This is a genomic window from Streptomyces sp. R28 (assembly GCF_041052385.1).
Taxonomy (GTDB): domain Bacteria; phylum Actinomycetota; class Actinomycetes; order Streptomycetales; family Streptomycetaceae; genus Streptomyces.
The window spans coordinates 3,301,405-3,321,158 of sequence record NZ_CP163439.1 but is presented as its reverse complement, the minus strand read 5'-3'; the positions used below and the strand labels follow the sequence as shown (position 1 = coordinate 3,321,158).

Annotated in this window: 18 protein-coding genes and 1 pseudogene; 10 read left to right on the top strand and 9 right to left on the bottom strand. The window is 72.0% G+C overall.

Annotated elements, in window-relative coordinates:
• Window positions 1-19: 19 nt before the first annotated feature.
• The 3 genes from AB5J49_RS14625 (at window position 20) to AB5J49_RS14615 (ending at window position 1,640) form a co-directional block, all read left to right on the top strand.
• The gene (locus AB5J49_RS14625) at window positions 20-439 is read left to right on the top strand and encodes an SHOCT domain-containing protein (protein WP_369169072.1); all 420 of its coding nucleotides are present in this window, start codon (window positions 20-22) and stop codon (window positions 437-439) included.
• A 13-nt stretch (window positions 440-452) separates the two neighbouring features.
• On the top strand, window positions 453-1,073 hold the full coding sequence (locus AB5J49_RS14620) for a GAP family protein (RefSeq protein WP_369169071.1): 621 nt from the start codon (window positions 453-455) through the stop codon (window positions 1,071-1,073).
• Window positions 1,074-1,229: 156 nt separating this feature from the next.
• Window positions 1,230-1,640 (top strand): SHOCT domain-containing protein, encoded by a 411-nt coding sequence (locus AB5J49_RS14615; protein WP_369169070.1) that lies wholly within the window; start codon window positions 1,230-1,232, stop codon window positions 1,638-1,640.
• Window positions 1,641-1,668: 28 nt separating this feature from the next.
• Here AB5J49_RS14615 and AB5J49_RS14610 read toward each other — a convergent pair whose 3' ends face one another.
• From AB5J49_RS14610 to AB5J49_RS14600, 3 genes are all read right to left on the bottom strand, one after another.
• Window positions 1,669-1,866 (bottom strand): hypothetical protein, encoded by a 198-nt coding sequence (locus AB5J49_RS14610; RefSeq protein WP_369169069.1) that lies wholly within the window; start codon window positions 1,864-1,866, stop codon window positions 1,669-1,671.
• A gap of 55 nt (window positions 1,867-1,921) precedes the next feature.
• On the bottom strand, window positions 1,922-4,618 hold the full coding sequence (locus AB5J49_RS14605; protein ID WP_369169068.1) for a LuxR C-terminal-related transcriptional regulator: 2,697 nt from the start codon (window positions 4,616-4,618) through the stop codon (window positions 1,922-1,924).
• 283 nt (window positions 4,619-4,901) lie between these two features.
• Window positions 4,902-5,345, bottom strand: coding sequence for a MarR family winged helix-turn-helix transcriptional regulator (locus tag AB5J49_RS14600; RefSeq protein WP_369169067.1), 444 nt, complete (start codon window positions 5,343-5,345; stop codon window positions 4,902-4,904).
• A gap of 92 nt (window positions 5,346-5,437) precedes the next feature.
• On the opposite strand from AB5J49_RS14600, the gene AB5J49_RS14595 reads away from it, so the two are divergent.
• Window positions 5,438-6,436: an NADP-dependent oxidoreductase gene (locus AB5J49_RS14595; protein WP_369169066.1), complete on the top strand. Its 999-nt coding sequence runs from the start codon at window positions 5,438-5,440 to the stop codon at window positions 6,434-6,436.
• 111 nt (window positions 6,437-6,547) lie between these two features.
• Window positions 6,548-6,967: an organic hydroperoxide resistance protein gene (locus tag AB5J49_RS14590; RefSeq protein ID WP_369169065.1), complete on the top strand. Its 420-nt coding sequence runs from the start codon at window positions 6,548-6,550 to the stop codon at window positions 6,965-6,967.
• A 163-nt stretch (window positions 6,968-7,130) separates the two neighbouring features.
• Here AB5J49_RS14590 and AB5J49_RS14585 read toward each other — a convergent pair whose 3' ends face one another.
• Together AB5J49_RS14585 and AB5J49_RS14580 are read right to left on the bottom strand one after the other, a co-directional pair.
• Entirely contained in the window at window positions 7,131-8,282 is a 1,152-nt protein-coding gene (locus tag AB5J49_RS14585) for a serine hydrolase domain-containing protein (RefSeq protein WP_369169064.1), read from the bottom strand.
• Entirely contained in the window at window positions 8,279-10,864 is a 2,586-nt protein-coding gene (locus tag AB5J49_RS14580; protein WP_369169063.1) for a M14 family zinc carboxypeptidase, read from the bottom strand. The genes AB5J49_RS14585 and AB5J49_RS14580 overlap by 4 nt, the downstream gene beginning before the upstream one ends.
• Window positions 10,865-11,049: 185 nt before the next feature.
• Here AB5J49_RS14580 and AB5J49_RS14575 point away from each other — a divergent pair, with 185 nt between their 5' ends.
• The 3 genes from AB5J49_RS14575 to AB5J49_RS14565 all read left to right on the top strand — a co-directional run bounded on the left by AB5J49_RS14575 (window position 11,050) and on the right by AB5J49_RS14565 (window position 12,804).
• Complete coding sequence (locus tag AB5J49_RS14575; protein ID WP_369169062.1) at window positions 11,050-11,757, top strand: hypothetical protein; 708 nt, start codon at window positions 11,050-11,052, stop codon at window positions 11,755-11,757.
• 20 nt (window positions 11,758-11,777) lie between these two features.
• Complete coding sequence (locus AB5J49_RS14570; protein ID WP_369169061.1) at window positions 11,778-11,924, top strand: hypothetical protein; 147 nt, start codon at window positions 11,778-11,780, stop codon at window positions 11,922-11,924.
• 85 nt (window positions 11,925-12,009) lie between these two features.
• A complete protein-coding gene (locus AB5J49_RS14565) occupies window positions 12,010-12,804 on the top strand; it encodes an EI24 domain-containing protein (protein ID WP_369169060.1) in 795 nt (264 codons plus the stop codon).
• Here AB5J49_RS14565 and AB5J49_RS14560 read toward each other — a convergent pair.
• Both AB5J49_RS14560 and AB5J49_RS14555 read right to left on the bottom strand, forming a co-directional pair.
• On the bottom strand, window positions 12,794-14,080 hold the full coding sequence (locus AB5J49_RS14560; RefSeq protein WP_369169059.1) for a pyroglutamyl peptidase: 1,287 nt from the start codon (window positions 14,078-14,080) through the stop codon (window positions 12,794-12,796). The genes AB5J49_RS14565 and AB5J49_RS14560 overlap by 11 nt on opposite strands.
• An 87-nt stretch (window positions 14,081-14,167) precedes the next feature.
• Window positions 14,168-15,100, bottom strand: coding sequence for a LysR family transcriptional regulator (locus AB5J49_RS14555; RefSeq protein WP_369169058.1), 933 nt, complete (start codon window positions 15,098-15,100; stop codon window positions 14,168-14,170).
• 58 nt (window positions 15,101-15,158) lie between these two features.
• On the opposite strand from AB5J49_RS14555, the gene AB5J49_RS14550 reads away from it, so the two are divergent.
• Entirely contained in the window at window positions 15,159-15,569 is a 411-nt protein-coding gene (locus AB5J49_RS14550; RefSeq protein ID WP_369169057.1) for a RidA family protein, read from the top strand.
• Here AB5J49_RS14550 and AB5J49_RS14545 read toward each other — a convergent pair.
• Window positions 15,532-16,064, bottom strand: a pseudogene (locus AB5J49_RS14545) (TetR/AcrR family transcriptional regulator). The gene AB5J49_RS14550 and the pseudogene AB5J49_RS14545 sit on opposite strands and share 38 nt — an antisense overlap.
• A 160-nt stretch (window positions 16,065-16,224) precedes the next feature.
• On the opposite strand from AB5J49_RS14545, the gene AB5J49_RS14540 reads away from it, so the two are divergent.
• A complete protein-coding gene (locus AB5J49_RS14540) occupies window positions 16,225-18,672 on the top strand; it encodes a glycoside hydrolase family 3 protein (protein WP_369169056.1) in 2,448 nt (815 codons plus the stop codon).
• 100 nt (window positions 18,673-18,772) lie between these two features.
• On the opposite strand, the gene AB5J49_RS14535 is transcribed toward AB5J49_RS14540, so the two are convergent.
• Window positions 18,773-19,750 (bottom strand): aldose epimerase family protein, encoded by a 978-nt coding sequence (locus AB5J49_RS14535; protein WP_369169055.1) that lies wholly within the window; start codon window positions 19,748-19,750, stop codon window positions 18,773-18,775.
• Between the last annotated feature and the right edge of the window lie 4 nt (window positions 19,751-19,754).

Below are 19,754 nucleotides of genomic sequence, written 5' to 3'. Positions count from 1 at the left end.
CCGGCCAGCGGAGGCGATCATGGACTATCCCCTGCTCAACGTGTTCCTGACCATGCTCTGGTTCTTCCTGTGGATCATGTGGCTCATGCTGCTGTTCCGCGTGGTCGGCGACATCTTCCGCGACGACGCCCTCAGCGGCTGGGGCAAGGCGGGCTGGACGCTGACGGTGTGTGCGCTGCCCTTCCTCGGCGTCTTCACCTACCTGATCGCCCGCGGGCACGGGATGGGTGAGCGCGAGCTGCGCCGGGCGCAGGACCGGGAGCGGGCGTTCCGCGCGTACGTCCAGCAGGCCGCCGCCCCCACCGCCCCCGCCGCCCCGGGCCGGAAGGCGCCGGGCACCAAGGCGGACGAGCTGGGCAGGCTGGCCGCGCTGCACGACCGGGGCGCCATCACCGATGCCGAGTACGAGCAGGCGAAGTCCAAGGTTCTGACGAGCTGATGCGGAGGCCGACGTGGACGGTCTGAATGTGCTGCCCCTGGCCGTGACGATGATGATCGGCCCGCAGATCATGTCGGCGATCATCTTCGTCACGGCACCCCGGGCCGTACGGGTGTCGCTCGGTTTCCTCCTCGGTGTCGCCGTCGCCGCCACCGTCGGCACAGCGATCACCTGGGGACTCGCCTCGGCGTTCGACCTGGGCGACCCCGGCGACGGTGGATCCAGCGGCAAGATCATCCAGTACGTACTGGTCGCCCTCCTGGCAGCGGCCGCCATCAAGAACTGGGTACGGCGGGAGACCATCCAGCCACCGAAATGGCTGGGCACACTCATGTCGGCGGACGCCAAGCAAGCCCTGAAGGTCGGGCTGCTCGTCATCCTGCTGATGCCGTCGGACATCATCGTCATGCTGACGGTGGGCACCAACCTGGCGCAGACGGACGCGGACTTCGTCGCGGCGTTGCCGTTCATCGCGGCGACCGTGCTCGTCGCCGCGCTTCCGCTGCTGTCCCTGCTGCTGTTCCACCGCAGGGCGGTCGCCGCCATGCCGCATGTGCGGGACTGGATGGACACGCACAGCTGGCTGATCAACATCCTGGTCTGCGTGATCTTCATCGTGCTGATCCTCGTCTGACCGCCGCCTCGGCCCACGCCTGACCGCCGCCTCGGCCCACCGCGGGACCCCACCCGCCGCGGGTGATGCCGCCCCCGGCCGGAAGGCGCAGCGTGGAGCACGTCAGGCTTCGGGCGCCGCCGTGGGCGGCACGGCGGTCGGCATGTGGAGGCAACCGTGGACTATCCGCTGCTCAACGCGTTTCTGACCATGCTCTGGTTCTTCCTGTGGGTCATGTGGTTCGTGCTGCTCTTCCGGGTCATCGGGGACATCTTCCGGGACGACGGCATGGGCGGATGGGCCAAGGCGGGCTGGACGGTCTTCGTCTGTGTGCTGCCGTACCTCGGTGTCTTCGTCTACCTGATCGCCCGCGGCCGCGGCATGGGTGAGCGCGATGTGCGCCAGATGCAGCGGCAGGAGCAGGCGTTCCGCTCCTACGTCCAGGAGGCGGCAGCCGGAGCCCCCGCGACCGGGGCGACCCAGGTGACCCGCGTGGACGAGCTGACCAAGCTCGCCGGGCTGCACGACCACGGCGACATCACCGACGCCGAGTACGAGCGGGCCAAGGCGAAGGTGCTCGCGGGCTGAGCCGTGAGGCTGCTGCCCTGGCGGCGCCTCACTCCGGAAGTCGGCGGAACTCCGCCACGTGCAGCCCCAGCGACTGGAACCGCATCAACAGGCCGTAAAAATGCGCCTCGTCGTCGACCTGGCCGTACAGCACGGTCTGGTGGGGGACGACGAACGTCTCCAACTCGGGGAACGCCGTGGTCAGCTCGTCCGACATCTCCCCGTCGACGCGGATCTCGTAGCGCATGACCTCATGCTGGGCGACCGGGAGCGGGGTGGCATCACCCGGGCGAGGTGACGCGTCAGAGCAGCCCGAGTTCGCGGGCCCGGCGGACCGCCTCGCCGCGCCGGGTGGCGGCGAGCTTGCGGTAGATGCTCTTCAGGTGCGTCTTCACCGTGTTGACCGACAGATGCAGATCGGCGGCGATCTCCTCGGTGGACATGAGTTGGGCCAACCGTTCCAGGACGTCCCGCTCCCGCGCGCTGAGCGGCTCGGGGCTCGGGCCCGCGGACTCGTCCCGCTGCCGCGAGGCGGCGGGCTGCGGCGAAAGGGTGTCGGGCAGCCAGGCGTGTTCCCGGGCGAGCGCGGGCCGTTGGAGCATCAGCCGCCTGAGCCACGGCCCGGCTTGCAGGAACGGCCGCCTGAGGTGATGCGGGCGTGCGGCCGTCAGGGCCCGCAGGACCAGGCCCTCCGCGGCGGAGGGGTCGCCGAGCGCGTCCACGGCCTGCGCACGGGTCAGCAGCACCCACACGTCGATGACCGGTCCCCGGTCCCCGGGCTCGGGGAGTTCGTCGAGGATGGCGAGGGCCCGTTCGCCCTCGCCCGCGGCCACCCGTGCCCGGGCCTCGGCCGCCAGGCTCTCCGGGCTGTGCGACGGCTGTTCCTCGAAGACCTTCACCGCCGCCTTCGGATCGCCGTCGGCCAGATGCGCCGCGGCCGTGGCCATGGCGATGCGGTCACACACCCAGGGGGAGGGCTCGGCAAGGACCAGGGGATGCTTCGCCATGTCGTCCAGAGCCGTGAGCGCCGCCCGGGCGTCGCCCCTCGCGACCAGCATCCGTGAGCGCAGGATCGTGAGTTCCACGGCCACGACGGGATCGCGGGAGGCGGTGGACGTGGCGGCCGCCTGGTCGAGATGGCCCTGAGCGGCGGCCAGGTCGTCGCGGTCGATGGCTACGGCGGCCAGCACGAGCTCGGCCATCCCGGTCCGCTCGGACGCCGGCAGCCCCGACTGCTCCGCTTCGGCGATCGCCCCACGGGCATGCGCCTCGGCCCGGCCCGGCAGGCCGTGCAGGAAGTCGATCAGTGCCAGCCGGCCGAGAGCCTCGTGCCGCGCGAACGCCGTCGAGCGCCCCTGGGCGGCGTCCACGGCGGCGGACAGCGTGTGGCGCGCGGCATCGAAGCGGCCCGCCCACAGCTGGGCCGATCCGAGGTCGGCGAGCATGCGGGCCGTCAGCTCCGGACGCCGTTCCAGCTGGTCGGCGGGCAGGGCGCGCCCCGCCTCCGCGGCGTCCCTCGCCGCCGTCTCGGCCAGGTCCGCGGAGCCCGCCACCCTGGCGGCCAGCACCCGAAGCACCGCACAGCTCAGCCGCGCCGCCGCGGTGTCGTCGGTGCCGCCGTCCGGCAGGTTCTCCTCCGCACGGCGCAGATACGTGACACCCCGGTCGACGTCGTGGTGGGCCAGCTCGCGCGCCGCGCGCACCAGGTCGGGGGCGGGCCCGGACGCCTCCGGCGCCATCCTGGCGAAAAGGCCGTCCAGCCGCTCGGCGGACAGCCCGGTCAGCAGCCGGCCGATCGCCAGATGGTCGATGAGTTCGGCGGCGGCAAGCTCCCAGTCGCCCGCGTCCGCCGCATGCGGCAGGGCCTCGTCGAGCAGGCCGGCCCGGCTCAGCCACCCGGCGGCCCTGCGGTGCAGCTCCGGCTCCAGACCGGGGTGGCGCACGCGCAGATGCACCCGCAGGATCTCGGCGAAGAGCGGGTGCAGCCGGTACCAGGAATGCCCGATGGGCTCGACGAACGCGTTCGCCCGTTGCAGCTCCTCCAGGATCGGCTCCGCGTCGTCCCGGCCGGTGAGGGCATTGGCCAGATCGGGGTGGGTCTCCTCCAGGATGCTGGTGCGCAGCAGCAGGTCCTGGGTCTCGGCGGGGTGGGCGCGCAGCACCTCGCCCAGCAGGAAGTCGGCCACCGTGCTGTGCCCGGCCTCGAAGTCCTTCAGGAAGCTCTCCGGGTCATCGGCCCGCTGTGCGGCCAGGGTGCACAGCCGCAGCCCCGCCGCCCAGCCCTCGGTGCGCTCGGTCAGCACGCGCGCGGCCTCGGCCGACAGCGGCAGCCCGTGCCGGTCGACCAGGGCCGACGTCTCCTCGGCGCGGAAGGCCAGGTCGTCGGCGCGGATGTCGACGAGTTCACCGGCGGCCCGGTAGCGGTACAGCGGCAGCAGCGGCTCCGTGCGGCTGATGATCACCAGGCGCAGTCCGTCGCCGGCATGGCGGAGTACGAACTGCAGCTCGTCGGCCACGGCGGCAGCGCCGGCCACCCGGTCGAACTCGTCCAGGACGAGGGTCACCCGGCTGTCCCGTGCGTTCAGCCAGGCCGCGAGACGGGCGAGCAGCGAGTGGTCCACCTCGCCGGGGCGGGCCGGGCTGCCGATGTCGTCGGGCAGGGCGACCCCGTGGTGGCGGAAGGCATGCAGTACGTAGGACCAGAAGACGCCGGGCGCGCTGTCCTGCGGCTCCACGGTCAACCAGGCGACGGTCCCCGGCTCGTAGGCCGTGATCCAGTCGGCGACCAGCAGAGTCTTGCCCGCTCCGGCGGGGCCGTTGACCAGGGTCAGTGGACCGTGTGCACCGTCGGCCAGCTGCTCGACGAGCCGGTCCCTGCGCACGAACGTCCCAGGCACCGCCGGCACCGCGAGCCGTGCGGCGAGGACCGGGTCACCGTCCGGAGTCACCGCCTTCAAGGCGGGGTCGTCACGGCCCCCTCCGACGGAGCGCGCCTTCACGCCCATCACACCCCTCACGGATGCCCGAGCGGCAGAACACCACGTTCCGATCCTCACCCCGGCCCCGGGCACCCGCAAGTGGCGACCCAGGGCCTGTCCGGTGTCCGGCGGGATCACGCCGACGTCGCGGGGCCCGGCACGCGCCCCCCAGGGGGGTCATGCGGTGTTGTCACCAGGGGCCCAGCGGTGTTGTCGCCGGTCGCCGCGGACGACCCCAGGGCTCCGCTCGGGTCTGCCGAAAGCGGCCGTCTCCCGGAGCCTGCCCGATCCGCCGGACAGGGTGCTAGACGTCCACGCCCAGCATCCTCCGCAGCAGATCCCGCAGCGCCAGCCGCTCCTCCTCGGAGAGCCCCGCGAGCGGCTCCCGCGCGAACCGCAGCGACTCGCGCAGGCTGCGGGCCACCTGCCGGCCCTCGTCCGTCGCCGCCGCCAGCTTCACCCGGCGGTCCGCCGGGTCCGGGCGGCGCTCCACCAGGCCACGGGACTCCAGTCGGTCCACGATGCCGGTCACGTTCGACGGCTCGCACCGCAGCCGCTGCGCCAGCTTCCGCATCGGCAGCGGCTCCATCGACAGCAGGCTCAGCAACCGCGCCTGCGCGCCGGTCAGCGCGTGCTCGGCGGCGGCCTCGTCGTACTCCTCGTGGTAGCGGGCCACGACCGCGCCGATGAGGTCGACGACATCGAGGGTCAGCTCATCGGGGCGGCGGGTCTTGTGTGGGGTGGCCATGCTCTCAGGGTAACCCGGTTACTTGACATCCTGAAATATTCAGGAGCATGGTTGTTTCAGGTACTGAAGTAAACCGGAAAGGCGCCCCCCCCATGATCAACCGCGAATGGCACCTCCTGTCCCGTCCCGTCGGCTGGCCCAAGGCCGAGGACTTCGCCCTGGTCGAGGCCGAGATGCCGACGCCCGGCGAGGGGCAGGTGCTCGTCCGGAACAAGTACCTCTCCGTGGACCCGTACATGCGCGGCCGCATGAGTGACGCCAAGTCCTACGTCGCCCCCTTCGAGCTGGGCAAGGTCATGCAGGGCGGTGCGGTGGGCGAGGTGGTCGCCTCCAACGCCGAGGGCATCGCCGTCGGCGACCACGTCCTGCACTTCTTGGGCTGGCGCGAGTTCGCGGCCGTGGACGCGAAGAACGCCGTCAAGGTCGACCCGGACGCCGCGCCCCTGTCCACGTACCTCGGCGTGCTCGGCATGACCGGCCTCACCGCCTACGCCGGACTGCTGCGCACCGCGTCCTTCAAGGAGGGCGACGTCGTCTTCGTGTCCGGTGCGGCCGGCGCCGTCGGCAGCCAGGTCGGCCAGATCGCCAAGCTCAAGGGTGCCTCCCGGGTCATCGGCTCGGCCGGGTCGGACGAGAAGGTCAAGCTGCTCGTCGAGGAGTACGGCTTCGACGCCGCCTTCAACTACAAGAACGGCTCGGTGGGCGAGCAGCTGCGCGAGGCCGCCCCGGACGGCATCGACGTGTACTTCGACAACGTCGGCGGCGACCACCTGGAGGCCGCCATCGGGCAGCTCAACGTGCACGGCCGGATCGCCGTCTGCGGCATGATCTCGGTCTACAACAACACCGAGCCCGCCCCCGGCCCGAAGAACCTCGCCCGCCTCATCGCGACCCGCGGCCGCATCGAGGGCCTCCTCGTCGGCGATCACTACGACTTCCAGCCGCAGTTCGTCCAGGAGGTCGGCCCCTGGGTGGCCTCGGGGCAGCTCAAGTACCGCGAGACGGTCGTCGAGGGCATCGAGAACAACCTGGAGGCGTTCCTCGGGGTTCTGCGCGGCGACAACACCGGGAAGATGATCGTCAAGCTGTAGGTCGATCTACCGACAGGCCTGTGCTGGATTTCCGGCATGCGGTAACTTCTTTCCGAAATCCGTCGCGATCGTGGGCGCGAGTCGCGACGGACCGAGGAGGAAGACAACCGCATGTCCATCCAGCAGTCCGAGGTCCTCTACACCGCCGTCGCCACCGCCGAGAACGGCCGCGACGGCCGGGTCGCCACCGACGACGGCACGCTCGACGTCGTCGTGAACCCGCCCAAGGAGATGGGCGGCAGCGGCGCCGGCACCAACCCGGAGCAGCTGTTCGCGGCCGGCTACAGCGCCTGCTTCCAGGGTGCCCTGGGCGTCGTCGCCCGTCAGGAGCAGGCCGACGTCTCCGGCTCGACCGTCACCGCGAAGGTCGGCATCGGCAAGAACGACGACGGGTTCGGGATCATCGTCGAGATCTCCGCCGAGATCCCGAATGTCGACGCGGCGACCGCCAAGGGCCTCATTGAGAAGGCCCACCAGGTCTGCCCGTACTCGAAGGCGACCCGCGGCAACATCACCGTGACGCTGGTCTGAGCCGTGACGCCTGTCTGACACGGTTCGTTTCCATGGCGGAGGCCGCACCCCTGGACGTGGGGTGCGGCCTCTGTTTTCGACGGCTCGGGCGCCTGCGGGCGCTGTCAGCCGGTGGCGATGGACCCATGCAGGTCGGTGGGCCCTTGCCCCGGGTCTGCCTGTCTCAGCTCGCCAGGGCCGCCGAGTGAACGGCCCTCACCAGCCGCTCGTTCTCCGGCGCCGCCCCGCCCGGGAAGGCACAACGGCGCCGTGTGTAGCCGTAGGCCAGGCCGCTGCGCGGGTCCGCGAACGCCTGGGAGCCGCCCGCTCCGCTGTGCCCGAACGCCCCGGCGCCCAGGAACGGGTACCAGGTGTCGGAGACCGCCTGGAAGCCGAGCCCGAAGGACTTGTGCGTCCGGGCCACCAGGTCGTACCCGGTCGAATGGATCTGGCCGACCTCGGCGATGGTGTCCGGCTTCAGCAGCGGCGGCCGGCCGTCGACCTCGCTGATCGCCGCCGCGTACATCCCGGCGAGCCCGCGCGCGGCCGCGACCCCGCCCGCCGACGCGGGCCCCTTGGCGCGCACCGTACGGGAGTTGGGGTGGTCCACGAGTTCGCCCGGGTTCGGCACATGCGTGTTGAAGGCGATCGAGGCCAGCGTGTGCGGCCCCCTGGGCACCGAGTCCAGCACCGCCTGCTGCTCCGGCGTCGGCGCCATCGGCTGCGCGGAGCGGTAACGGGGCTCCAGCGCCTCGGGCAGCCCGAGGTGGAAGTCCAGGCCGTACGGCGCCCGCACCCGCTCCTCGTACACCTCCTGGAGCGAACGGCCCGTGGCCCGCCGTACGACCTCACCGGCGAGCGCGCCGATGACCACGGCGTGATAGCCGAAGGCCGTGCCGGGGCGCCAGAACGGCCGCTGGTCCGCGAGCCGTTCGGCGATGGCGGCATCGTCGGCCAGCTCGTCCTCGGTGAACCCGGCGTCGAGCCCGATCAGCCCGGCGCGGTGCGCGAGCAGCTCGCGCAGCGTCAGTGCGCCCTTGCCCTCGGCTGCGAACTCCGGCCAGTAGTACGTCACTTTGCGGTCCGGCTCCAGCGTGCCCTCCTGCACGAGAAGCGCGACCACGAGGTGAGCGGCGCCCTTGGTGGAGGAGAACACGCCGTAGAGGGAGTCGGCCGCGCAGCCGGCACCCGTCCACAGGTCGACGACCCTGCGGCCCCGCACATACGCGCACAACTGTCCCTCGTAGTCGGGGAGTTCCCCCGACACGAAGCCGGCGAACTCCTCACGCACCCCCTCGAAGCCGTCCGCGACGGTCCCGTGGATCTCCTGCGTCATCCGCTCTCCTCACCTGAGCCGCTGGCCTGTGCCATGGCGAACAACGCCCGTCCGACCTGGGCGAATTCCCCCTTCGGGTGATCACGGAAGAGCGGCTCGCTGCCGAAGAGCACGGCCCGCGGGCCGCTGATCACCGAGGCCTGCCCCGCCGCGTCCGCGGGACCGCCGGAGCCGTCCTGCGAGGGCCGCCAGTGCCCGGCGACGAGCGGGTTCCCGGTCCCGTACGCCTGCTCGACGCGGACCTCCGGCCCGAGATCGGTGAACCACACGGGGGCGTACACGAAGCCGTGCTCCGGAGCGCCACCCATCAGGACACCGCCTGAGTTCACCACGCGTACGACACCGTTGGCGTCCCCGTTGCCCTCGACCGGCTTCGCGGCCAGCAGCCCGGCCGCCGAGTTGAGCGCGGCACCCGTGGCGCCGCGGCCGACGAGACCGTGCCCGCCGAGGAAGGCGTCCAGGGCCGCACGGGCGTCGGCATCCAGGTCGTCGCGGTCGAGCCCCGCCGACACGAACAGCACATCCACCGCCGACCAGTCGAACCCGGCGTTCAACACCTCCGTCGAGACCGGCGTGACCTCGAAGTTCATCTCCCGCAGCGCGAACAGCTCACCCGAGGTGACGGCCGCGGCGACGCGGGTGCGGTGCAGCGGGGCGGTGCCGGTGAGCCTCGTCGCGCGGAAGGCGACGTCGTAGGCGCCGGCGGCCTTCGCGGCCTGCCGGCGTGCCGAGCCCGGCACGATCGCGCTGCCGTCGGCCGCGCGGCGCACCGCGACGCCCTGCCGCAGCAGGGAGTTGAGGGCGGCGACCTCGTTCGGGTCGTCGAGCCCCAGCCGCAGGTCGCCGCGCGGGGCGACGTACGCGACGGGGGCCGCCGCACGGACCGGGCGCAGGACACCGCCGTACGGCATCCGCGGCAGGGTCCGCACCGCCGCGCCCCACAGCCGGCCGAGGCTCCAGCCCGAGATGTCGTACATCACCGAGACCTGGTCGCTGATGTCCCGCCCGTCCGCGAGCAGCACGTTCGCGAGGCCGCGCTTGGGCTGGTGCATGTCGACGACGTACGAGCCCTTGGGGTACGTCCGATCGCCGAGCCGGAAGGAGTGGGTCGCGCGGGTGACCCGTACGTCATTGGCGAGGAGGTGGTCGACGAGGCGGGCGGCGGCCGTGGCCGAGCGCCGGGTGCCGGCCGGGATGACGTACGCGCGCGGGAATTCGGTCGTGTAGACGTCCTCGGGGCCGATGCCGGGGACGCCCGGGACGGTCTCGGGTGACACCGGCACCTGCGGGGCGCCTGTGGCACCCCGTCGGAAGACCTCGATCTGGTCGGCGACGAGCGAGGCGCGCTCGGACCGCACGAAGTCGAGGGTGGCGCGCAGGGCGGCCCCGGCGACGTCGACGTTGATCGCGGACCGGCGGCGCAGCTCGGTGACCGGCAGGGTGTCGTACGCGGTGTTGTTCACCGCCATCGGGATCTCCACCGTGTGCGCGGCGACCGTGCCGTGGAAGGCCGCGTACTGCGGGGTGAAGACCGGCGGCCAGTCGTCCCAGCCCTCCTCCTGGTCCCGGAAGGGGATCTGGGCGGGCTCGACGCCGTCCTTCGCGGGCGTGTAGCCGAGCCCGTTGACGGCGGCCTCCATGCCGAGGGCGTTGGCGTAGGTGTTCTTCAGGAACAGGTCGTACTCGTAGTTCTCGCCGTGCGGGGGAGTGGTGGGCTCGATGAGGGTGCCGTTGACGTAACCGTGCAGGTCGAGCATGACGGCCGGCTGCTTGTCGACCATGATCTGCCGCATCGCCCGCACCTCGGGCTGCGAGGCGGTGACGAAGTCCCGGTTCATGTCGAAGCCGTTCGCGTTCGTGCGCGTGCCCGCGATACGGCCGTCCGGGTTGGCGGTGATGTTGAAGTACAGGCGGCCGTGGGCGAGCAGGTCGCGCGTGTCCGCGTCCTTGGCGGTCGCCAGCCGCTCGATGAGCTTCAGGGAGGCGTCGGTGCCCTCCCACTCGTTGCCGTGGATGTTGTTGTTGAAGAAGACCGGGGTTTTGTACGTCCGCTTGATCTCGGGGGACTTGGCGGCGACGGCGGGCGCGTTCTCGATGAGCTCGCGCATACGCGCCTGTGTGCGGGCCTGGCGGGCGGTCTCGGGGGCGGTGACGGTGACGAGATAGAGCCGGTGCCCGCCGGCCGAGCGGCCCGCGACCTCGACGCTCACCCGGTCGCCGAAGGACTGGAGGGCGTTCAGCTTCGGCGCGATGCCGTGGTACGGGGTGAGGCCCAGCTTGAGGGACTTGTCGGCCGGGTTCTCGGGGTCGGGGGTGAGGACCTGCCGGCGGGGGTAGCCGCGGCTGTTGTCGGCGATCGCGCCACCGGTGGCATCGGCGGTGGTCAGGGCCCGCTGGGTGGCGCTCGCGGGTGTCCGCGCCGCGTGCTGGTCGAGCGCGGCCTCGCGATGGACCTGGGGGCGGGCCGGGGGTTGGGGTTCCGCACCGGCGGTGTGCGGGGTGAGGAGCAGGGAGCCCGCCGTGGTGAGGGCCAGGGCGGTGAACAGGACGGGTCTCGCAGGAACGGTTCTCGTGGTGCGCACGCGTACCTCCTCCGGAACGTTCAAAGATCGGTACGGCGAGGTGTACCTGTTCGACTCAACCGCAACAAGAGGGAGTTGGTGTCACGGATGCCCCCGAAACCCCGGATGGCCCATGCGAGGGCCCGCGAAGGGGGCATCCAGAGGGCGCCGGGTGTGTGACGCACGACCACGAGGGAGGAGGGCCCATGGCAACGATCCCTTCGCTCCCCAGCAGGGACGACGTACTCCGCATGGCACGCAGCACGACCGACATCACCGGCCAACTCCTGGACACGGCCGGGAACATCACCCGCATCGCGCTGCACACCTTCGACCCGAGGGACGGATCGGGAGCCGAGGTCCTGCGCGTGCTGCGGCAGACCACCGCCGAACTGGCCGAGGCGAGTGCCTCCCCGCAGGCCCAGGAGGCCTTCTACCGCATCGTCGAGACCCTCACCCGCCTCGGCACCAGCGGGGCACCCCTCGCGGTCCACCCGGTGAGCGAACCGGCGCAGGCCCTGCTCACGGCCCTGGGCGACAGCCTGCTCCCGCTGCTGGACGCGGTCGAGCCGGCGGTCGAGCCGGCGGTCGAGGAGGTCGCGGCGGCGCTGGGCGAACTGGTCGAGGCGACGTCACCCCTGCTGCCGGCGACGGCGGGCGTCGCCGCGGGCGCGCTGCTGGCGCTGACCCCGGTGCTCCGTTCGGCGGCGGAGGTCCTGCGCGAGTCGTCCCCCGAACTCCGCCGTATCGCGGACGCGTTGACCGCCGCGCTGGCCCCGCTGATGCCGCTCCAGGTGGCCCTGGCCGAACGGGCGGCCGCCGCCGGCGCGAACGTCGTCCGCGTGACCTCCCGCCCCTCGCCGACCTCACGGAGGCAGCGGCGGCGACCGCGAAGGCGGCCCGCCCGGCCCTGATCGCGGGCGAGGAACTCCTGGTGACCGGGCTGGAACGGCTGCAGCCCCTGCTGCTGGCCGGGGCGTCGCAGGCGGGGCGGGTGGCCCGGGCGTTGGCGGTACGGGTGTCGGCGGCGGTGTCGCCGGCGGCGGAGCCCGGGGTCGTGGTGGCGGTGACGCCGGTGTGAGGGCCGCGGTGACCGGGCGTCGCGGTGACCCGGCGCCGAAGTGACCGTGACTCGGGTGTGACAAGCCCCGACTAGAGTTCGCTGCATGCGCGATCTTGGGACCGGGTTCAGGTATTTCCTCAAAGGCCAGCGGTGGGTGGCCCGGCACGGCAAGCAGTACGAGTTCGGGCTGATCCCGGGCCTGATCGCCCTGGTCCTGTACGCGGCGGCGCTCGTGGCCCTCGCGATCTGGGGCGAGGACTTCGTGACCTGGTCGACGCCGTTCGCCGACGACTGGTCGAGTCCTTGGGAGCGTCTGTTCCGCGGCTTCCTCACCGCCGTCCTGTTCGCCCTCGGCCTGCTCCTCTCCGTCGTCACCTTCACCGCGGTCACGCTCCTGATCGGCCAGCCCTTCTACGAGAGCCTCTCCGAGAAGGTCGACCGGGACGTCTCCCCGGACGGCACGGCCCCCGAGTCCGGCCTGCCGCTCTGGCGGGAGCTGTGGATCTCGGGCCGCGACAGCCTGCGGATCGTGCTGCGCGCCGCCCTCTGGGGCGTGCTGCTCTTCGCCCTCGGTTTCATCCCGGTCGTCGGCCAGACCGCCGTACCGGTGATCGGCGTCGTCGTCACCGGCTTCTTCCTCACCGAGGAGCTCACGGCGGTCGCCCTCCAGCGCCGCCGCGTCGAACTCCGCGACCGCCTGGCCATGCTCCGCTCCCGCAAGACCCTGGTGTGGGGCTTCGGTACGCCCCTCGCCGCCGCGTTCCTGGTGCCGTTCGTCGCGGTGTTCCTGATGCCGGGCGCGGTCGCGGGCGCCACCCTCATGGTGCGGGAGCTGCTGGGCGAGGAGACCCTGGAGGAAGCGGCGCCCGCGCCCGACTCGGAGACCGTCAGCCGGTGACCGGGCTGCCCGCCGCCACCTTCAGGATCGTCCGCACCTGGGCGATGATGTCCAGCCGGTTGCGGACGAACTCGGGGTCGGTCACCGACCCCGTCGCCGGGTCGGCGTTGCCCGCCCCGAACTGCAGCACCGGCGTGTGCACATGCCCGCCCGGCAGCACGTCGTGCAGCCCCAGCCGGTCCCGGAGCAGCGTCGCCCGGTAGGCGATCTCGTTGGACAGGTAGTCCCCGCCGCCCCCGGCCCGCGCGGTGGACCCGGGCGTCGGCCCGTCGGGGCGTACGACGGCCTGCGTGCCGCCCACCGGGATCTCGGTCACGCTCGTGTTGTCGTACACGGGGAAACGGCCGGTGTTCGCGGCGGCGATCTCCTTGTACGGCAGGGTCGTCGTCGTCCACTGCGGCTGCGAGGCCGGGTCGGTCACGGGGATGGTCTCGGTGCGGCCGATGTTGTCGTTGTCCCCGAAGCCGCCCCGCCAGGCCCCGTTGGTCCGCTCGACGTCGAACCGCCCGACGCGCCCCTGGCTCACGGTCGTGAACAGATCGACCTGCTTCAGATACGGCCGCAGCGTCCGCTCCACCGTCCCGTCGGCGAAGTCCTGCCAGCGCACCGGGAACACGGCGGTCTCCACCCGCGCCGGACCGTCCGCCGTCTCGATCACCGTGCCGTCGAGGGCGAGCGCGGTGGCGCCGGACGGGTTGGAGATGCGGATGTCCCGGTCGAGGGTGAAGGGATCGAAGCCGGTGACCAGGATCCGCCGGATCCCACCGCTTCCGCCGGTCCCGCTGATCAGGTGGTCGCCCTGCGGGTATCGGATGTCGCTCTGGCCGCGCGATCCCCGCTCCAACGCGTCGAGCAGCGCGGCCCGTCGGGTCTCGCTCAACCCGAACTCCGGCTCCCACGTACGCACGTCCCGCGTCATCGACAGCCGCGCCCAGTACAGCGGCCGATCGTCGTCCCGGCTCAGATCCCCGCCCGCCGGCCCCCGCCCCTGCGCACGATCGACGGCCCTTCGCCACAGTGCGGATCCCTCGCGAACGACGACGCGGCGGGCCTGCGCGTAGGAGTTCGCGGCATCGAGATCGCGGGTGAACTCCGTCGCCAGGGCGTCGAATCCGGAGCGGCGCAGGATCTCCTGGGGGACCGTCTTGCCGAGGCGCTGTTCCTCGACGGTCGGCGCGGGCGCCGCTTCGGCGGCGGCAGTCCCGGTCGTGGGAGCCGAGAGGCCGGCCAGCAGGGCCAGACCGAGGACGCCGGTGCGAACGCGTATGGAATTCAAGGGAGTTCCGGTCCTTCCGTCACAGTGGGGGGTGAGGCGGTGCGTGCGTCGTGCGGGACGCCGGAAGTATCGCGTGACGGGAGTGGTCTACGCCATGGCCTGGGGAATCTTCGCCGCCGCTTCCCGCAGCGCCCCGACGAACGCCGCCACGGCCGGAGCCAGGTACCGCCCCCGCACGGTCGCCGCGTAGACCGCCCGTGCCGGAGCGCCCTCGTCCAGCACCGGCAGCAGCGCCACGTCCGGCCGCACGGACGCGGCGGCCAGCGCCGGGACCAGGGCCACGCCGAGGCCGGCGGCGACGTACCCCTGCTTGGCGGTCCACTCGCCGACGACGTGCGCCACACGCGGCCGAAATCCCTGCCGCAGGGCCGCGTCGAGGAGCGTGCCCTCGGGACGCGAGCTGCCGGAGATCCAGTCGGCGTCGGCGAGTTGGCCGAGTCGGACGGGGCCGTTCCCCGCCAGCGGGTCGCCGGAGGGGACGGCGACGTACAGGCACTCGTCGAGGAGGTGGTGGAGCTCGAACGTCTCCAAAGGTGCCCGGCCCGTCGTCGAGACCACCGCCAGATCGAGATGGCCCGCACCGAGCCGGTCCAGGAGGCCTGGCGTGAAGCCCTCCTCGCGGCTGACCAGGACCTTTGGATGCCGGGCGCGGAAGGCGCCGAGGGCGAGCGGCACCAGCGCCGCGTCCGCCGTCGCGAAGGCCCCGAACCGCAGCCGCCCGCCGGCGACTTCGCGCAGCGCGGCCAGTTCACGCACGGCCCCGTGCAGCGACTCGGCGACGGCCTCGGCATACGGCACGAGCGTCCGCCCGGCCTCGGTCAGCCGTACGCCACGCGGCAGCCGGTCGAAGAGCGGTGCGCCGCCCAACGCCCCCTCCAGCGAGGCGATTTGGCGCGACACCGCCGACTGGGTCCACCCCAGCGTCCGCGCGGCCACCGTGAACGAGCCGTGCCGGGCGACTTCCAGGAACGCCCGCAGCCACACGGTGGACACCTCGGGGAACTCATGCTGATTCGGCATGACAGCCATGCTGGACATTCGCTTGTCGCATCTCAAGTGCCGACCTAGCGTCGACGGCATGCAGATCACCCTCGACAACCCGGCTTCCGCACCCCAGCCCCTCAGCCCGTACTACTCCCAGGTCGCCCGCGTCGAACACGCCGACGGCAGCGCCCTGTTGTTCCTCTCCGGGCAGATCGCGCGGGGCGCCACCGTCGCCGAGCAGACCCGCGGCATCTTCGAGACGATCGCGGCCCTGCTCAAGGCTCACGGCGCGACCCTGGCGGACATCATCAACATCCGTACCTGCCTCACCGACATCGGCACCCTGGACGAATACGGCACCGTAAGGCGGCAGTTCCTCACCGGTACCCCGCCCACCAGCATGACCTTCGAGGTGCCGAGGCTCTTCCGGCCGGAGGCCCTCCTGGAGGTCGAGGTCGTCGCCGCGGTCAGTCCGGATCCGTCGGGTTCTCGCCCAGCAGCATGAGGAAGTCCCGGAACGCGCCCGGCATGTCCACCGACTCCGGGTCCAGGAGCCACTGGTACTGCAGGCCGTCCATGACGGCGACCAGCAGCGGAGCCGTACGCTCCGGTGTCAGCCCGTTCGGGAGGCGGTCGCCGTACTCGGTGCGCAGGACCTCGGCCATGCTCGCCCGCACGCGCGCGTACCGCTCGGTGAAGTAGTCGCGCACCGGATGCCCCTCCGTGACGCTCTCGCCGAGCAGCGCCGAGAAGGTCTGGATGATGCCCGGCCGCATCGCGTTGTACTCGACGAGCGAGGCGAGCAGGTCGACCGCCACTGGGTGTCGGGTACGGCGTCCCACTGGTCCCGCTCCTGGAGCACGGCGACGAGCAGCGCGTCCTTGGTCGGGAAGTAGTGCAGCAGTCCCTGCTGGGTGAGCCCGACCCGCTCGGCGACCGCGGCCATGCTCGCCCCCCGATTACCGCGCTCGGCGATCACTTCCAGGGCCGCCCGGACGATCTCGGCGCGGCGCGCCCTTCTTTGCGGCTGAACCGCCGCCGCTCTCGCGGACGTGGTTGCTCGCCGTGGGGGTTCCTCAATTGATGGTGCGGTCCCGAGTTCTCCGCAGGCGGCCGAGGCAGGATGGAGATGTCCATGGACTTCAGCGAGGAGGCACCCGATGGCGGGAACCCGCACCCAGGCCGACGAAGCACGCGAGGCGGTCGTCGAGGCCGCCCTCGCCGCGCTCGACCTCGACGCGAAGGCACGGCTGCTCTCCGGCCAGGACATGTGGACGCTGCCCGCGCTCCCCGAGATCGGCCTGCGGTCCCTCGTCATGTCCGACGGCCCGATCGGCGTCCGGGGTGTGCGCTGGACCGCCGACGACCCGTCCGTCGCACTGCCCTCGCCCACCGCCCTGGCCGCCACCTGGGACCCCGGACTCGCCCGCAGGGCAGGGGTGCTGCTCGCCCAGGAGGCCCGCCGCAAGGGCGTGCACGTGCTGCTCGCGCCCACCGTCAATCTGCATCGCTCCCCGCTCGGCGGCCGCCACTTCGAGGCCTACAGCGAGGACCCGTACCTGACGGGCACGATCGGCGCGGGCTATGTGAACGGCGTCCAGTCCGGCGGGGTCGGCACCACCGTCAAGCACTTCGTCGCCAACGACGCCGAGACGGACCGTTTCACGGTGAACAACACCGTGAGCGAGCGCGCCCTGCGCGAGCTCTACCTGGCGCCCTTCGAGATCATCGTCGAGAACGCCCACCCCTGGGGCATCATGACCGCCTACAACACGGTCAACGGCACGACGATGAGCGAGCACCACTACCTCGTGAACGAGGTCCTGCGCGGCGAATGGGGCTTCGACGGCTACAACGTCTCCGACTGGCTGGCCGCCCGGTCGACGAAGGGTGCCATCGAGGGCGGCCTCGACGTCGCCATGCCCGGCCCGCGGACCGTCTACGGAGAGCCCCTCGCCCAGGCCGTACGGGACGGGGACGTGGCCGAGGCCAAGGTCGACGACGCCGTACGCAACGTCCTGCGGCTGGCCGCCCGCGTCGGCATCCTTCAGGGTGCCGAGCCCGTCGTCACCGAGCACCCCGAGGCCGTGGACGGCATCGCGCTGGCCCGCGAGATCGCCCGCCGCTCCTTCGTCCTGGTCCGCAACGAGGGCGCCCTCCCGCTCAGGCCGAACGGCACGGTCGCGCTCATCGGCGCCGCCGCCCGCGACGCCCGCGTCCTCGGCGGCGGCTCCGCCACCGTCTTCCCCGCCCGGATCGTCTCCCCGCTCGACGGCCTCACCGCCGCCCTCCCCGAGGGCGCCCTCACCTACGCCGTCGGCGCCGACCCCAACACCGAACTCGCCGTCGCCGACAAGGGCTTCGAGCTGCGCGCCGTGTGCCGGGACGCCGAAGGGAACGTCATCGGCACCGGCTCCACCCCCAACGGCCAGATCCAGTGGATGGGTTCCGACCTCCCCGAGGGCGTCACCCATGACACCCTGCACACCGTCGAGCTGACCGGCACCTTCACCCCGCGCGAGAGCGGCCCCCACACCTTCGGCATCAAGGGCGTCGGCGCCTTCAAGCTCACCATCGACGGCACGACGTACTACGACGACTTCCAGCGCCCGGAGAGGGACGACCCCTTCATCACCTTCTTCGGCGCCCCCGTCTCCCGTGCCCAGCCCGAACTCACCGCCGGCGAACCGGTCGAGGTCTCCCTCACCCACGTCGTCGAGTTCCCGGAGGACATCCCGCTGAAGGCCGTCGCCTTCACACTCACCCACCAGGAGCCCCGGCGCGACCCCGACGAGCTGATCGCCGAGGCCGTCGAGGCCGCCCGGAACGCCGACACGGCCGTCGTCGTGGTCGCCACCACCGAACGCGTCGAGTCCGAGGGTTTCGACCGCAAGGACCTCACGCTGCCCGGCCGCCAGGACGACCTGATCCGCGCCGTCGCCGCCGCCAACCCCAACACCGTGGTGATCGTCAACTCCGGCTCCCCGGTGGAGCTGCCGTGGCGCGAGGACGTCGCCGCCGTGCTGCTGAGCTGGTTCCCCGGCCAGGAGGGCGGCGCGGCCCTGGCGGACGTCCTCACCGGCGCGCACGAGCCGGGCGGCCGACTGCCCACCACATGGGGCTCCCTGACCGACGCCCCGGTCAGCCAGGTCGTCCCGTCCAACGGTGAACTCCCTTACCGCGAGGGCGTCTTCATCGGCTACCGCGCCTGGGAGAAGGAGGGCAGGACCCCGTCGTATCCCTTCGGGCACGGCCTCGGCTACACCGACTGGACGTACGAGTCCGTCAAGGTCGAGGGGGCCGTCGAGGGAATCACCGTCACGGTCCGCGTGCGCAACTCCGGCGAGCGCGCGGGGCGCGAGGTCGTGCAGGTCTACGTCGCGCCGACCGAGCCCGACACCGACCGTCCGGCGCGCCTGCTGGCCGGTTTCGCGGGTGTGGAGGCAGGGCCGGGGGAGACGGTCGAGGCGGTCGTCGAACTCCCGCGCCGTGCCTTCGAGACGTGGGACGAGACGACCAATTCGTGGACCTCTGTGAAGGGTTCGTACGAGATCCAAGCCGCTCGCTCGATCTCCGACCGCCGGCTGGCCGCGACTATTAACGTCTGATCCGGGAGAAGTACCCAGGAACAGCCCCGGTCCAGGACCCTGACACCTGGACCGGGGCTCGTTTTGTCGCGGGTGGGGCAGCGCCCGCCCCAGGAACGGCTCAGCGCACCGAGAAGCCGTACACCGTCTCCGAGCGGAACACCTCGCCCGGCCGCAGCACGGTGCTCGGGAAGTCCGGCCGGTTCGGGGAGTCGGGGAAGTGCTGGGTCTCCAGCGCGATGCCGTCGCCCGGGGCGAAGGGCTCGCTCAGGTGGTCGGCGGTGTAGAGCTGGAGGCCGGGCTCGGTGGTCGCCAGCGTCAGCGCCCGCCCGGTCGAGGGGTCGTGGAGCTCGGCGACCTCCTCCGCGCTCGCCGTCACGCCCTTGTCGAGCACGAAGTTGTGGTCGTACCCCGCCCCCACCTTCCGCGCCTCGCGGAAGTCGAAGCGGGTGCCCGCGACCTCGTCCAGGGAGCCGGTCGGGATGAGATCCGCGTCGACCGGAGTGAACCGGGCAGCGGACAGCCGCAGTTCATGACCGCCCGCGTTGCCGGACTCGGCCCCGGCGAGGTTGAAGTAGCTGTGGTTGGTCAGGTTCACCACGGTCGGCGCGTCCGTCACCGCCTCGTACGCGATCCGCAGCGCGCCGTCATCCTCCAGCGTGTAGGTCGCCGAGACCTCCAGCCGCCCCGGGAAGCCCTCCTCGCCATGCGGGCTGACCCGGCTGAGCCGCACACCGTGCTCGACCGGCGTCCCGTCCCACACCCGCTTGTCGAAACCGCGCTCGCCGCCGTGCAGGGAGTTGGGCGCGTTGTTGGGATCGAGCGCGTACGTCAGACCGTCCAGCGGGAAGCGGCCGCCCGCGATCCGGTTGGCGTACCGCCCGACGAGGGCGCCCAAATAGGGCCCCGGGTGGGCCAGATAACCGTCCAGGTCGGCGAACCCCAGCACCACGTTCGCCGCGCGCCCGTCGCGGTCCGGCACCTCCAGCGACTGCACGATGCCGCCGTACGACAGGACGCGTACCCGTACGCCCGCGCGCTCCAGGGTCCAGCGGTGGACCTGGGTGCCGTCGGAAAGTGTGCCGAAGTGTTCGCTCATGAGC

Coding starts and splice junctions, on each gene's coding strand:
- AB5J49_RS14590 (WP_369169065.1), top strand. CDS start 6,548: ATGTCCATCCAGCAGTCCGAGGTCCTCTACACCGCCGTCGCCACCGCC.
- AB5J49_RS14595 (WP_369169066.1), top strand. CDS start 5,438: ATGATCAACCGCGAATGGCACCTCCTGTCCCGTCCCGTCGGCTGGCCC.
- AB5J49_RS14535 (WP_369169055.1), bottom strand. CDS start 19,750: ATGAGCGAACACTTCGGCACACTTTCCGACGGCACCCAGGTCCACCGC.
- AB5J49_RS14625 (WP_369169072.1), top strand. CDS start 20: ATGGACTATCCCCTGCTCAACGTGTTCCTGACCATGCTCTGGTTCTTC.
- AB5J49_RS14600 (WP_369169067.1), bottom strand. CDS start 5,345: ATGGCCACCCCACACAAGACCCGCCGCCCCGATGAGCTGACCCTCGAT.
- AB5J49_RS14575 (WP_369169062.1), top strand. CDS start 11,050: ATGGCAACGATCCCTTCGCTCCCCAGCAGGGACGACGTACTCCGCATG.
- AB5J49_RS14585 (WP_369169064.1), bottom strand. CDS start 8,282: ATGACGCAGGAGATCCACGGGACCGTCGCGGACGGCTTCGAGGGGGTG.
- AB5J49_RS14540 (WP_369169056.1), top strand. CDS start 16,225: ATGGCGGGAACCCGCACCCAGGCCGACGAAGCACGCGAGGCGGTCGTC.
- AB5J49_RS14610 (WP_369169069.1), bottom strand. CDS start 1,866: ATGCGCTACGAGATCCGCGTCGACGGGGAGATGTCGGACGAGCTGACC.
- AB5J49_RS14565 (WP_369169060.1), top strand. CDS start 12,010: ATGCGCGATCTTGGGACCGGGTTCAGGTATTTCCTCAAAGGCCAGCGG.
- AB5J49_RS14550 (WP_369169057.1), top strand. CDS start 15,159: ATGCAGATCACCCTCGACAACCCGGCTTCCGCACCCCAGCCCCTCAGC.
- AB5J49_RS14555 (WP_369169058.1), bottom strand. CDS start 15,100: ATGCCGAATCAGCATGAGTTCCCCGAGGTGTCCACCGTGTGGCTGCGG.